This window comes from Gordonia terrae, assembly GCF_001698225.1.
Lineage (GTDB): Bacteria > Actinomycetota > Actinomycetes > Mycobacteriales > Mycobacteriaceae > Gordonia > Gordonia terrae.
Map to the genome: position 1 here is coordinate 1,837,971 of NZ_CP016594.1, position 12,251 is coordinate 1,850,221.

A 12,251-nucleotide genomic window follows, 5' to 3' on the forward strand; every position below is an offset into this window, starting at 1 on the left:
CTAGGTCCCGATTGGGTATACAGCCTGGTTCGAGAACTCGAACCGCCATAGTCTCATGTGTCTGGAGTGACTCAGGAGACAATTGTGAAAGTTGTGACAAGGATCGGCGTGGTGTTCTGCGCGGTCGTGATGTCGGTGGTGATCGGCACGGGCTCGGCGACGGCGATACCGCTCCCCGTGCTGCCGCCGCTGCCGGAGCCCTTCGCGACGTGGTTCAAACCACCCGAGCCGCTCGACAAGAAACTGGCGAAAAGCTATGCCGCACTGACGAAGTCGATGCGAAAGTCGTTGCCCGGCCAGCTCGGCATCGCGATCGTGCCGGTCGGCGGAGACGAGGTCATCTCACTCGGATCGCTCAAGTCCGGGCGTGCGTGGTCCACGATGAAGGTCCCGGTGTCACTTGCCGCGCAACGCGAGCGTGGGCCGGCGGTCGCCGCGATGGAGGACAAGGCGATCACGTTCTCCGACAACGACGCGGCCGGCGAACTGTGGGGAGTCCTCGGCGGTGGGCACGCCTCCGTCGATGCCGTCAGCGCGGTCTTGCGTGAGGGGCACGATGTCCGGACGCACGTGTCCTCCGAGGTCGACAACCCGCCGTCGTATCCCGGGTACACCGCGTGGGCGTTGCGCGATCAGGCGATCTTCGGCGCCCATCTGCCGTGTCTCCCCGACAGCGAGCACATCGTCCGGCTGATGAGTGCCGTTGCCCCGAACCAGCAGTGGGGAATCGCGAAGGTGGGACGCAATCAGGGTGCGGTGACCGCGGTCAAGGGCGGTTGGGGGCCGGCGACGTCGAGATCCTCGGCGCATCTCGTCCGGCAACTGGGCATCATCAGCACCACCGGTGGTCAGGTCGCGGTGTCGATGGCCGCCATACCGCGTAGCGGGTCGTTCACCGATGGCACCAAGATGCTGACGCGACTGGGCAACTGGCTCGGCAAGAACCTGGCCGATCTGCCGAAGGGACGGTGCTGAGCGCCGTCAGGCCGCGGAGTGCGCGGCGACCGTCTTCCCGGCGCCGGCCGGGGTGGTGAGCGCGGCGGCTATCGCCGTCGTGAGCGGAACCGAGAGCGCGATCGCGATACCGCCGACGAACGAGCGGGCCAGCTCAACCGCCACGACATCGGTCGTGAGCAGTCCGCCCAGCGGTTGCTGGGCCACCGAGAACAGCAACATCAGCGGCAGAGCGCTGCCCGCGTAGGCGAAGACGAGTGTGTAGACGGTGCTCGCGATGTGGTCGCGGCCGACACGCATCGCGGCGCGGAACGTGGCCAGCCGTGAGGGTTCGCCGGCCGCGGCGAGCTCGAAGGCCGCCGAGGCCTGGGTGATCGTGACGTCGTTCAGAACGCCGAGGGTGCCGATGATGAACCCGGCGAGCAGGAGACCACTGACCGAGATGTTGCCCTGGTATACCTGCAGATTGGTGGTCTGATCACCCGAGAGCCCGGTGAGGTTCATCGTCCGGATCGCGAGCCAGCTGAGGAATCCCGCGAGCAGCAGAGAGGTCAATGTCCCGAGGAGAGCCGAACTGGTCCGCAGGCTCACCCCGTGGGCGAGGTAGAGGACGACGAACAGGATCGCCGCCGACGAGACCACCGCCACCGCGACCGGGGACGCGCCGTCGAGGATGGCGGGAAGGGTGAACACGGTGAGAATCCCGAAGGCGATCGCCAGCCCGATGATCGAGCGGAAGCCGCGCCAGGCGGCGACCAGCACGATCGCGGCGATGAACAACACTGCCCAGAAGATGATCGCCGGCCCACGCTGGAAGTCGAAGAAGGTGTAGCGGTTGCCGTCGGGGCCGGGCACGGTCGAGAGGCGGATGCCATCCCCGACGTTCAACGTCGGCTGGCCTGCCTGCGGGTCGTCGAGGGTGCCGGCCGCCGGCGCCACGGTGTCGGGCCCCGACCCGGCCTGCGCCCGGTTGGTGGGGATCTCCAGGACGGTGTACTGGCCGGCCACGTCGCCGGACGAGAACCGGACCGCGTTGAGGATGCACGGGCCGCCGGGGACCGGGTTCACCGGGATGTCCGCGGTCTCGAGCACCGATCCCGCCACCGAGTTGAGGCAGTTCGCATGGAACTGGTCAACGATCTCGCCGTCGACCGTGGTGATCGGCCCGCCGTCGGCGGAACGGAACTGGGTGGGGATCGGGTGCTCGGAATCCGACGGCCACAGGACGACCATCCCGACGGCGACCGCGACCGCGGTGACGGCGAGCGTGCCGATGACGAACCATCGGGCGAACGGCGAGAGCGTGTGGCTGATGTCGGACAGCGAGTGCGCGTGACCGTGCCCGTGATGTGTGCGGCTCACGCGGTGAGCCTATGCGCCCCGCACCCGGGACGCGATGGGCGACCCGGGTGCGGTGACGAGGCGTGCGCCGGCGCTCCCGCTGCTCACAGCGGCAGCAGGATCCCCTTCACCCGAGGATCGGTACGCAGGAACTCCTGCACGGCAGGATCCTTGAACGCGGCAACCAGGTTCGTGATGTTCTCGGTGTCCTTCCACTGCGTCCCGATGGTCAGCTGCCCGGCGAACTCGTCGGGAGCGGGCGGGGCGTAGATCTGCTTGGCGATGTCGATGTTCGCGGCGAGGTAGTACTCGGTGTAGCCGACGGTCGCGTCGAGGTCGGCGAGTGAGCGCGACTGGGCGGCGAAATCGAGCAGCACGAACTGCAGATTGCGCGGGTTCGTGGCGATGTCCTTCTGCGTCGCCTTCCACTTGTCCACGCCCGGCTTGAGCGTGATGAGTCCGGCGCGTTCGAGCAGCCAGAGTCCCTGCGCCTCGTTCGCGGGATCGGAATACAGGGAGACGCGAGCGTTCTGCGGCAGGTCGGCGACGTCGCGATACTTGTCCGACCAGATGCCGAAGCCCCAGCGGAAGACCGGGGTCGCGGCTTCCTCCTGGAAGTCCGGGTTCGCCTCGAGGACCTGCGACAGCCACAGCTTGTGCTGATAGACGGTGCCGGCGACCTCACCGTCGCTGACCGCGCGGTTGAGCGTCGTGGAGTCGGACAGGCCCTTGAACGCGACCTTGATGTCGTACCGGGGTGCGACCTCGTCGGCGATGAACTCGACGAGTGCCTGCTCGGAGGCATTGCCCTCGGCGGTCACGACGGTCAGCGTCGCACCGGCGGTCTCATTGGGTGACGTCGAGTCGGAGCCGAGGAATCGCCAGCCGATCACCGCGGCGATGACGGCGACCACGACCAGCGCACCGACGATCAGCGGCCAGCGTCGCCGGGCCGAGATCTCGATGTCGGAATGTCCCGGCGGCGAGGGGGAATCGGGTGAGGTCTCGGTGGTCGAACCGGTGTCCTGTGTCATGAGTGGCCTTTCGGGGGTGGGTTGGTGGCTGCCGGGGACAGGGCGGCAGTGGGTCGGCGACTCCCCGAACGGGGAGCAGCAGACTTCGGGCTTGTGAGGTTCAGCGGTTGACCCGGCGGGACGTGACCGGGTTGAGACTGCGGGCGAGAGCGTCGCCGGCTACCTGGATGATCGCGACCGTCACGATGAGCACGATGATGGTCGCGACCATGACTCCCTGGTCGAATCGCTGATATCCGTAGGTGACCGCGACGTAGCCGAGTCCGCCGGCTCCGATGGTGCCGGCGATGGTGGAGTACTCGATCATCGCGATCGTGTTGATCGTCAGACCGCCGACGATGCTCGGCAGTGCCTCGGGAACCTGTGCTTTCCAGATGATCTGCCCGTTGGAACCCCCGGAGGCGCGTGCGACGTCGATGGTCGACGCCGGGACCGACCGCAGGGAGTTCTCGACGATCCGTGTGAAAAAGGCGATTCCGGCGATCGACATCGGGACCACCGCCGCGGCTATGCCGATGTTGGTGCCGGTGATCAGGCGGGTGAACGGGATGATCGCCGTCATCAGCACCAGGAAGGGCAGCGAACGACCGATACTGATCACCCACGACAGGGGAGTGTGCAGCGATCGTCTCGCGAAAAGACCACCGGGAGCGAGGTTGTGGATGAGCGCGCCCAGCGGGACACCCACCACCAGGACGACGACCATCACGATGCTCACCATCAGGACCGTGTCGATCGCCGCCGGGATGAGCAGGTCGGGGATCTCGTCGAGCGGCACCGTGATGTTCGCCGAATACGTGGTACTCACGCGGCCACCCCCGGGCTCTTGGTGGCGGAGCCATTGGTTGTGGTGGTGGCGGAGCCATTGGTTGTGGTGGTGGCGGAGTCACCTGGTGCCGTGGCGTCGGTGAGAAGGCGTGCGGCCAGCCCGAGTTCGCCTGCGGCCCCGATGAATGCCGACGCGTGCCCGGTCGGCACCGACACGGTGAGGTCGCCGAAGACGGTCCCGTCGATGGTCTGGACGTTGGCGCCGAGCACCGAGATGGGGAGATCGAGCCGTTTGCCCAGACGCGTCAGCCAGTCCGCGGGGACGGTCGAGGAGTTGTAGACGACGGAGACCGGAGTCTCGGCGGACGCCGCTTCGGCGCTCGGACCACGCGGTCGAAGTGCGCGCCCCAGAACCGAATCCGGGTCGAGGACGAGCCGATCCAGGCGGCCGTGTTCGACGATGCGGCCATGGTCGAGTCGGCCGACCGTGTCGGCGACCCGCACGATGGTGTCCATCTCGTGGGTGATGAACACCACCGCGAGACCCAGTTCGTCCCGCACGTCGGTGAGGAGTCGGAGAAATGTGTCCGTGGCAGCTGGATCCAGGCCCGACGTCGCCTCGTCGGACAGGAGGACCGACGGTTTGAGCGCCAGGGCCCGTGCGATCCCGACGCGCTGTCGCTGACCCCCGGACAGCTGATGCGGGTACCGGTCGGCCTTGTCGGCGAGACCGACCAGGTCGAGCAGTTCACCGACGCGCGACGCGGTCGATCGCTGTGTGGCACCGAGATATTCGAGTGGGAGAGCGACATTCTGCGCCGCGGTGCGGCGGGACAGCAGACTTGCCGACTGGAACACGGTCCCGATCCGGCGCCGGGCATCGCGCAGGCCCGAGGTGCCCAGCGCGGTGAGGTCCTCGCCGTTCACGACGACCTTCCCGGAGGTCGGACGTTCCAACAGGTTCAGACACCGGGCGAGCGTGCTCTTGCCGGCACCCGACGGCCCGACGACGGCGAAGATCTCACCGGCATCGACGGTGAAATCGACGTCGTCGAGGACCGTCGTCGGATTCGGTGACCCGACCCCGAAGACCTTGGTCAGCCCCGCCACCTCGATCATCGGAGGTCGCCTTTCACGCCGGCGAGCTGTGAGGTCTTCCTGATCGAATCGTCGATGGTCGAGTTGGCCCCACCGACCCGATACGTCGACCCCCGGTGGTTCTCGGGCAACTGGTCACCGCGGCCGAAGAGCTTGTGGCGCAGGGTACCCGGGACGTAGGCGCGGTCGTAGAGTCCGCGCCGTTCCAGGGCGGGCACCACGTGGGTGATGATGTCCTCGAAAGATCCGGGTGTCACCGCGTACGCGACGTTGAAACCGTCGACGTCGGTGTCGGTCACCCAGTCCTGCAGGGCTTCTGCCACCTCGTCGCCGGAGCCGATCAGGACCGGGCCCATTCCGCCGATGCCGCCCCACGCGGCGATGTCCCGCACACGCCATTCCTCGCCGGTGTCGCCGGCCTGCTGGAATGCCGCCACCGCGGACTGGATCGCGTTGCTGTGCACGTTGCCGATCGGTTCGTCGATCTCGTAGCTCGCGAGGTCGATGCCCATCCAGCCCGACATGAAGACCAGCGCGCCTTCGCTGCTGGCATAGGACTGGTACTCCGCGGCCTTCGCGCGGGCAGCCTCCGGAGTCGAATCGGTGATGATCGTCAGCAGCGTGTAGATCTTCGCGTCGTATGGGTCGCGCCCGGCGAGGACGAGCTCATCGCGCACCTTGCTCACGACATCGCGCAGAATGGCCTTGGTCGGTGCGGCGACGAAGATGGCCTCCGCGTTCTCCGCGGCGAAGCGGCGTCCCCGGGGCGAGGCGCCGGCCTGATAGATGACCGGCGATCCCTGCGGCGACGGCTCGGCCAGGTGGATTCCCGGCACGGTGAAGTGGGTGCCGTGATGGCCGATGTGATGGACCCGGGCCGGGTCGGCGAAGATGCCCGCCTCGCGATCACGAAGGACCGCGTCGCGTTCCCAGGAACCCTCCCACAGCTTGTACAGCACGGTCAGGTACTCGTCGGCCTGGTTGTAGCGCTCGTCGTGCTCGAGCTGGTCGTCGGCGCCCATGTTGCGGGCCGCGGCCGGGAGGTAGCCCGTGACCACGTTCCAGCCGATGCGGCCGCGGGTGAGGTGGTCGAGTGTCGACAGTCGCCGCGCAAACGGGTAGGGATGCTCGAAGCCGGTACCGGTGGTGACGCCGAAGCCGAGGTGCTCGGTGGCGTGCGCCATCGCGGAGACGAGTAGCAGGGGGTCGTTCACGGGGATCTGTGCACCCTGGCGGATGGCGGCTTCGTCGTTGCCGGCGAACACGTCATAGGTACCGAGGACATCGGCGATGAACAGGCCGTCGAATCCGCCGGTCTCCAGTAATCGTGCGAGGTCGACCCAGTAGTCGATGGTGTTGTAGTTCCACGACCGGTCGTCGGGGTGACGCCACAGTCCGGGCGATTGGTGTGCAACGCAATTCATGTCGAAGGCGTTGAAGCGGATCTTCCGCGGGGTGTTCGGTTCTGACACCGGAGGAATGATGCTGTCGGATCGGTGGAGTCGCCATCGTTGTGCCCACGGCGAACCTAAACTTGCACCATGCGATCTTCAGAGGTGTTGCTCGACGGTCTGGGGCGAGTGGCCGAGAACGTTCACGCTGTACTCGACGGGGCCACGCCGGAGCTCCTGAACACCGCGCCCGCGCCCGGTACCAACACCATCGCATGGCTCGTCTGGCATCTGACCCGCGTGCAGGATTCCCACATCGCCGATGTCGCCGGCATCGAGGAGGTCTGGGCGGCCGGTGGTTGGGCGGACCGCTTCGATCTCCCGTTCTCCCCGGGCGAGATCGGGTACGGGCAATCGGCCGACGAGGCCGCACGCGCGATCGTGGATGACGCCGGACTGCTTCGGGACTACTACGACGCCACTCACGCCGTCAGCGCCGACTACATCGGCGGGCTGACGGATTCAGATCTCGACCGTATCGTCGACCACAACTGGGATCCGCCGGTCACGCTGGGCGTGCGGCTGATCAGCGTGATCGACGACGACACCCAGCACATCGGCCAGGCGGCGTACGTGCGGGGTCTGTTGTCCTGACGCGCTGGTCCCCCCACCGGGATGTCGTAGCGAAAGGCGCTGTATCGGTGCGCATTTCGCCACCGGATCCCGGTGGGGTGCGGGGCGGTCAGGACAGGCAACCCTTGAAGGTCTGGAAGTCGCCCGCGAAAGCCGGTCCCTTGCAGGTCGGCCCGTTCTTGCCGTCGACGACGACCTCACCACCGGGCCCCGCGATGCCGATGGCCAGACCGGGGCGTACTCCGTCCATGGTGACCGTCGCGCCGGGGCCGAGTGCGATCGCCGCGGGCCCGGCGAAGTTGTCGGCGGTCGAGGTGGCGACACCGCCGTTGTCGGTGATGGCCAGCGCCAGTCCGGAGGGTCCGGATTCCGCACTGCACGAGGCCTGGGATGAGGACTGGCCGGGGAGTGCCGGGCATACTGCGGGGGCGGCGCCGGCGGACGGTGCGGCGGCGAGGGATACCGCGGTCGCACCTGCGGCCGCGACGACGAATCCGAGGGCTGTGCGCGTGACCGTCTTCATGGTGAACTCCTTTGTCGAGGAACGGTGTCGTGCGTGGAGCGATTCGGAATGGCCGTCGGGCCGGATGGGGTCCGATCGCACGCCGCCTCGCCGTCGGTGGGGTGCCCAGCGGGCGTAGGTTGAAAACGTGCAGCTGCGAATTTTCACCGAGCCCCAGCAGGGTGCGACCTACGATGACCTGCTCACCGTCGCCAAGGCGACCGAGGAACTGGGCTACGACGCCTTCTTCCGTTCCGATCACTTCACCGGCATGGGTGGCGACGGTCTGCCCGGACCCACCGATGCGTGGATCACGCTGGCCGGGCTGGCCCGCGAGACCTCACGCATCCGGTTGGGGACCCTGGTGTCATCGGCGACTTTCCGCCTTCCCGGGCCGTTCTCGATCGCAGTCGCCCAGGTCGACCAGATGAGCGGTGGCCGTGTCGAATTGGGTATCGGTACGGGCTGGCACGAGCGCGAGCACGAGGCGTACGGAATTCCCTTCCCGCCGCTGAAGGAGCGCTTCGAACGCCTCGAGGAGAACCTCGAGATCATCACCGGGCTGTGGCAGACCCCGCTCGGTGATGAATTCGACCACGAGGGCAAGCACTTTCGCCTCTCGAAGTCGCCGGCCCTGCCCAAACCCGTGCAGAGCCCGCGCCCGCCGATCATCATCGGCGGCAGTGGCAAGAGGCGGACGCCCGCGCTCGCGGCGCGTTTCGCCGACGAGTTCAACGTCGTCTTCCAACCGCTCGACGTCGCCGGCGATCTCATCGGACGCGTTCGCACGGCGTGCGTCGACGCCGGTCGCGATCCGGAGTCCCTCACCTACTCGGCCGCGCTCGTATTGTGTTGCGGCCGCGACGAAGCCGAGTTCCGGCGCCGGGCCGAGGCCATCGGCCGAGAGCCGGCGGAGTTGCGTGAGAACGGCGCGGCGGGAACGCCCGACGAGGTGGCCGCGAAGATCGCGACCTACGGTGAGCTGGGCGTCACGCGCATGTATCTGCAGACCCTGGACCTGTCGGATCTCGACCACCTCGAACTCGTCGCCTCGAAGGTCGCCCCGCAGCTGGCGTGAGCGGTGCGGGCGCCTGCGCTCCCCGAGCCTCGAAGGGTTCGCCCGACCCCGCACCCGGCCCGCCGGAATGGGTCATAATCCACCTCATGGCCGACAGGGGCGAGCACACATCATCGAGACCGCCGGAACGTCAGCGCATCAAGAAGCTGGCACAAGCCGCACTGAACGCCGACGTGACCGTCGAACAACTCGAGGGCATCCTCGCCGACATGGGGGAGACCCTCGACGGGCTCGGGCCCACGATGGACGGGCTGAACTCGACCATCGCGAAGCTCGACTCGACGCTCGTGCGCCTGTCGGGGACCCTGGACCAGGTCGACGCCACCGTCGACCGGATGTCCGACGTCGTGGGACGGCTCGAGCGGGTCGTCGGACGGGTCGAGACGCTCGTCGGCATCGGCGAGGCCGCGCTCCGGCCGCTGGGCGCCCTGGAGTCGGCGGGCAGGTCCGTGGTCGCGCGACTGGGCTGGCACTGAACACCGAAACGAGATCAGGGAATGACACCGGAAGAGCACAGTTTTCGCGGTCGGCACGGGCACACCATCGTCTATGACGTCTACCGTCCCCGAGAGAGTCCGCGCGGCGTCGTCGTGGTGGTGCACGGCCTCGCCGAGCACGGACGCCGGTACCTGCATGTGGCCGATCGTCTCGTCGCCGAGGGCTACCTCGTGGCGATCCCCGACCATGTCGGTCACGGCCGATCGGGCGGCAAGCGCCTCCGGTTGCGCCGGTTCGCCGACTTCACCGACGACCTCGACACCGTCCTCGCCCACGTCGCCGACGGGAGCATCCCGACGTTCCTCATCGGGCACAGCATGGGCGGGTGCATCGCCCTCGACTACGCGCTCGACCACCAGGACAGGCTCGACGGGCTGATCCTCTCGGGGGCGGCCGTGCTGCCCGGTGACGACCTGCCCGACCTGGCCGTCCGATTCGCGCCGCTGATCGGCCGGATCGCACCGGGGCTGCCCACCACCGAGCTGAGTTCGTCGAGCATCTCCCGGGACCCGGCCGTCGTCGCCGCCTACGACGCCGACCCGCTGGTGACACGCGGCAAGATTCCGGCCGGACTCGGCGGGGCGATGATCGGCACCATGCGGTCGTTCCCCGAACGCCTGCCGTCGCTGCAGTTGCCCATCCTGGTGATGCACGGCAGCGAGGACGCGCTCACCGACCCGCGCGGCAGCGAACTCGTGGAGAGGCTGGCCGGGTCCGCGGACAAGACGCTCGTCATCTACGACGACCTGTTTCACGAGATCTTCAACGAGCCCGAGCAAGGGGTGGTGCTCGACGCCGTCACGACCTGGCTGCGCGGTCACACCGGGGATCGGTGAGATTCCCGGTCGGCTCTCAGACCAACCGCACCAGCACCCCGGCCACCAGTACCAGTACGCCGCCGATCTCGCCCACGATGAGCGCGAGCATGAACAGGTACGTGCCGGGAGTCGGGTCGACGAACTGATTCGTGGTGTCCCGCAGGGCCCCGTGGATGCAGTACGCGGCGATCGCGGCGAGGAAGAAGACGATCGGGACCGCCGCTGCGATCACGTTGACGGTCGTCGGGAAGGCGCTCAGTTCGACCAGCGCCGCCAGCACGAGAGTGGCGAACGAGTACATCAGCGCCGCTCGGTGGGCGATGTCCACGTAGATGTGAGCCGTCCGGTCCGGCGAGGTGCGGATGCCGTGGTATTTCCAGACGCCCAGGGCGAGTCCCCAGACGAGGATCACTCCGGAGGCGACGACCACGAGGGTGGTGTCGAGGCCGACGAGATCGGCGAGATCAGGGTCGGCGGTCATGGCTGAACGCTAGCAGCAGGCGCGGCCGGCGGATTCGTTCGCTCGCGTGCTCCGCTCCCGCTCACACGATTCTGGGGAGCGGGAACGGAAACCGTGAGCGGGCGGGCCGTTCAGCGGGACGGAACCGGGGTGCTGCTCGAGGTCGCGGGCGTGGACGAGGCCGGACCCTTCGGGGCGAGCCGGGGCGCGCTCGGCGCGCTCGACTCCGCGCTGGTGGCCGACTCCGGGACGGAGGCATCCACCGATTCCGACCCCGACACCGCGGACGGTGCGAGTCCGGCCGAGGGGGATTCGGATGCCGACGACTCGGATGCCGACGACTCGGATGCCGACGATTCGGATGCCGACGATTCGGATGCCGAGGACGCCGACTCCGAAGCGGATTCGCTCGCCGACGAGCCGCGCGCCGACAGGCCCGAGAGGTCGAGGGCCGGCGATTCCTCGGCCGCTTTCTTGGCCGCGAGGGTCACCTTCGCGGGCCCCTCCGGATCAGGACTGCCCGAGGCGGAGACGACGGTGGTCTTGTCGGTCACCGGCGGGTTGTTGCGCAGCGTGGTCAGCACGTGCTCCTTGCCGTCGCCGAGGGCGCGTCCCCAGTTCTCCCAGGTGTGGCCGCCGTAGTTCGGCAGGGAGATCACCGAGACGCCGGCCTGCTTCGCCTGCAGCTGCATGAGCACGGTCGACACCGCGGACAAGATCTCCAGTGCCATCGCGCTGAGCTGATCCTGCGGCGACAGCTTGGCCATCTCCGACGGGGTCAGGAAGCCGTTGCCCGAGGAGATGATGAGAACCTGGCCGTTGTCCGCCAACTGCGTGAGGTTCTTCGACGGGTCGTTGTCGGTCCAGCGGGTGCTCCCCGGCGCACCCCACATGTTCACGACACCGTTGACGTAGTTCGACACCATCGTCTGAGTGGCCATGACGCCGAGGGCGCCGACCGGGTTGTCGGTCTGGTAGTAACCGGACATCGCCTGGACCACCTTGAACTGCTCCGGGTGGCGCTCGGCGAGGGTGACCGCCGGACCACCGGACATCGACAGTCCGATGATCGCGTTGTTGTTGCGCGCCACGCCGAACTCGCTCTCGAGATAGCCCGGCAGCTCCGAGGTCAGGAACGTCTCCTGCTTGATGACCGTGTTCTTGTCACCGGCGCCGCCATCCCAGTCGGTGTAGAACGACGACGCGCCGCCCACCGGCATGACCAGGGTGGTGTCGGCCTTGGCGTCGTAGACCTTGGCGGCCTGGACGTCGGTGGTCCACGCCGAGCGGGCCTCGCTGGCCCGCATGCCGTCGAGCAGGTAGACGCCACTGTCGCTGCCGCTGGACGCGCGGATCTGGACGATCACCTCGCGTTGCTGCGACTCCGACCACACCTTGCAGTTCTGGACGTAGTTGCCCGAGGAGTCCCAGGTACAGCCTTTGCGCAGGACCTCGGGATGTCCGCGCAGAGCGTTGGCGGTGTTCGACGTGTTGAGCAGGGTGCTCGCCCCGAACAGGCCGAGCGTGAGGATCGCGACCACCGAGATCCCGGTGAGGATGCGGCGTCGGGGTGAGAATCTGCGTGGCGACTCGGGCGTCTGGCCGGCGGGGGTGGAGGGGACGGGCGGTTCGCTGTGCGAGTGCGACATGGAGCTCCTGACATACGCGGCCACCCG

13 protein-coding genes are annotated in these 12,251 nt (G+C 67.8%); 5 read left to right on the forward strand and 8 right to left on the reverse strand.

Annotated elements, in window-relative coordinates:
• Positions 1-129: 129 nt before the first annotated feature.
• Entirely contained in the window at positions 130-975 is an 846-nt protein-coding gene (locus BCM27_RS08330; protein ID WP_172622087.1) for a hypothetical protein, read from the forward strand.
• 6 nt (positions 976-981) lie between these two features.
• Here BCM27_RS08330 and BCM27_RS08335 read toward each other — a convergent pair whose 3' ends face one another.
• The 5 genes from BCM27_RS08335 to BCM27_RS08355 form a co-directional block, all read right to left on the reverse strand.
• A complete protein-coding gene (locus tag BCM27_RS08335) occupies positions 982-2,316 on the reverse strand; it encodes a YibE/F family protein (RefSeq protein ID WP_004020269.1) in 1,335 nt (444 codons plus the stop codon).
• 83 nt (positions 2,317-2,399) lie between these two features.
• Complete coding sequence (locus BCM27_RS08340; protein WP_004020270.1) at positions 2,400-3,329, reverse strand: MetQ/NlpA family ABC transporter substrate-binding protein; 930 nt, start codon at positions 3,327-3,329, stop codon at positions 2,400-2,402.
• Between the two features lie 100 nt (positions 3,330-3,429).
• Positions 3,430-4,137 carry a methionine ABC transporter permease gene (locus BCM27_RS08345; protein ID WP_004020271.1) on the reverse strand — a complete coding sequence of 236 codons (708 nt, stop codon included), beginning with the start codon at positions 4,135-4,137 and terminating at the stop codon, positions 3,430-3,432.
• Positions 4,134-5,216 (reverse strand): methionine ABC transporter ATP-binding protein, encoded by a 1,083-nt coding sequence (locus BCM27_RS08350; protein ID WP_004020272.1) that lies wholly within the window; start codon positions 5,214-5,216, stop codon positions 4,134-4,136. The genes BCM27_RS08345 and BCM27_RS08350 overlap by 4 nt, the downstream gene beginning before the upstream one ends.
• A complete protein-coding gene (locus BCM27_RS08355) occupies positions 5,213-6,667 on the reverse strand; it encodes an LLM class flavin-dependent oxidoreductase (protein ID WP_004020273.1) in 1,455 nt (484 codons plus the stop codon). The genes BCM27_RS08350 and BCM27_RS08355 overlap by 4 nt, the downstream gene beginning before the upstream one ends.
• A 69-nt stretch (positions 6,668-6,736) precedes the next feature.
• Here BCM27_RS08355 and BCM27_RS08360 point away from each other — a divergent pair, with 69 nt between their 5' ends.
• Positions 6,737-7,240 (forward strand): mycothiol transferase, encoded by a 504-nt coding sequence (locus tag BCM27_RS08360; protein WP_033203635.1) that lies wholly within the window; start codon positions 6,737-6,739, stop codon positions 7,238-7,240.
• Positions 7,241-7,328: 88 nt separating this feature from the next.
• Here BCM27_RS08360 and BCM27_RS08365 read toward each other — a convergent pair whose 3' ends face one another.
• On the reverse strand, positions 7,329-7,742 hold the full coding sequence (locus BCM27_RS08365; protein WP_004020276.1) for a DUF6764 family protein: 414 nt from the start codon (positions 7,740-7,742) through the stop codon (positions 7,329-7,331).
• Positions 7,743-7,869: 127 nt separating this feature from the next.
• Between BCM27_RS08365 and BCM27_RS08370 the strand changes: the two genes are divergently transcribed.
• From BCM27_RS08370 to BCM27_RS08380, 3 genes are all read left to right on the forward strand, one after another.
• Positions 7,870-8,799: an LLM class F420-dependent oxidoreductase gene (locus BCM27_RS08370; RefSeq protein WP_004020277.1), complete on the forward strand. Its 930-nt coding sequence runs from the start codon at positions 7,870-7,872 to the stop codon at positions 8,797-8,799.
• An 86-nt stretch (positions 8,800-8,885) separates the two neighbouring features.
• Positions 8,886-9,275 (forward strand): hypothetical protein, encoded by a 390-nt coding sequence (locus BCM27_RS08375; RefSeq protein WP_033203633.1) that lies wholly within the window; start codon positions 8,886-8,888, stop codon positions 9,273-9,275.
• Positions 9,276-9,296: 21 nt separating this feature from the next.
• Positions 9,297-10,133, forward strand: a complete 837-nt coding sequence (locus BCM27_RS08380) for an alpha/beta hydrolase (RefSeq protein WP_004020280.1) — start codon at positions 9,297-9,299, stop codon at positions 10,131-10,133.
• A gap of 16 nt (positions 10,134-10,149) precedes the next feature.
• On the opposite strand, the gene BCM27_RS08385 is transcribed toward BCM27_RS08380, so the two are convergent.
• Together BCM27_RS08385 and BCM27_RS08390 are read right to left on the reverse strand one after the other, a co-directional pair.
• On the reverse strand, positions 10,150-10,596 hold the full coding sequence (locus tag BCM27_RS08385) for a hypothetical protein (RefSeq protein WP_004020282.1): 447 nt from the start codon (positions 10,594-10,596) through the stop codon (positions 10,150-10,152).
• Positions 10,597-10,706: 110 nt separating this feature from the next.
• Positions 10,707-12,224, reverse strand: coding sequence for an alpha/beta hydrolase (locus BCM27_RS08390; protein WP_004020283.1), 1,518 nt, complete (start codon positions 12,222-12,224; stop codon positions 10,707-10,709).
• Positions 12,225-12,251: the final 27 nt, after the last annotated feature.

Bases quoted from the DNA above. Each gene is read 5' to 3' on its own strand.
- BCM27_RS08330 (WP_172622087.1), top strand. From the start codon at position 130: ATGTCGGTGGTGATCGGCACGGGCTCGGCGACGGCGATACCGCTCCCC.
- BCM27_RS08340 (WP_004020270.1), bottom strand. From the start codon at position 3,329: ATGACACAGGACACCGGTTCGACCACCGAGACCTCACCCGATTCCCCC.
- BCM27_RS08350 (WP_004020272.1), bottom strand. From the start codon at position 5,216: ATGATCGAGGTGGCGGGGCTGACCAAGGTCTTCGGGGTCGGGTCACCG.
- BCM27_RS08360 (WP_033203635.1), top strand. From the start codon at position 6,737: ATGCGATCTTCAGAGGTGTTGCTCGACGGTCTGGGGCGAGTGGCCGAG.
- BCM27_RS08365 (WP_004020276.1), bottom strand. From the start codon at position 7,742: ATGAAGACGGTCACGCGCACAGCCCTCGGATTCGTCGTCGCGGCCGCA.
- BCM27_RS08375 (WP_033203633.1), top strand. From the start codon at position 8,886: ATGGCCGACAGGGGCGAGCACACATCATCGAGACCGCCGGAACGTCAG.
- BCM27_RS08380 (WP_004020280.1), top strand. From the start codon at position 9,297: ATGACACCGGAAGAGCACAGTTTTCGCGGTCGGCACGGGCACACCATC.
- BCM27_RS08385 (WP_004020282.1), bottom strand. From the start codon at position 10,596: ATGACCGCCGACCCTGATCTCGCCGATCTCGTCGGCCTCGACACCACC.
- BCM27_RS08390 (WP_004020283.1), bottom strand. From the start codon at position 12,224: ATGTCGCACTCGCACAGCGAACCGCCCGTCCCCTCCACCCCCGCCGGC.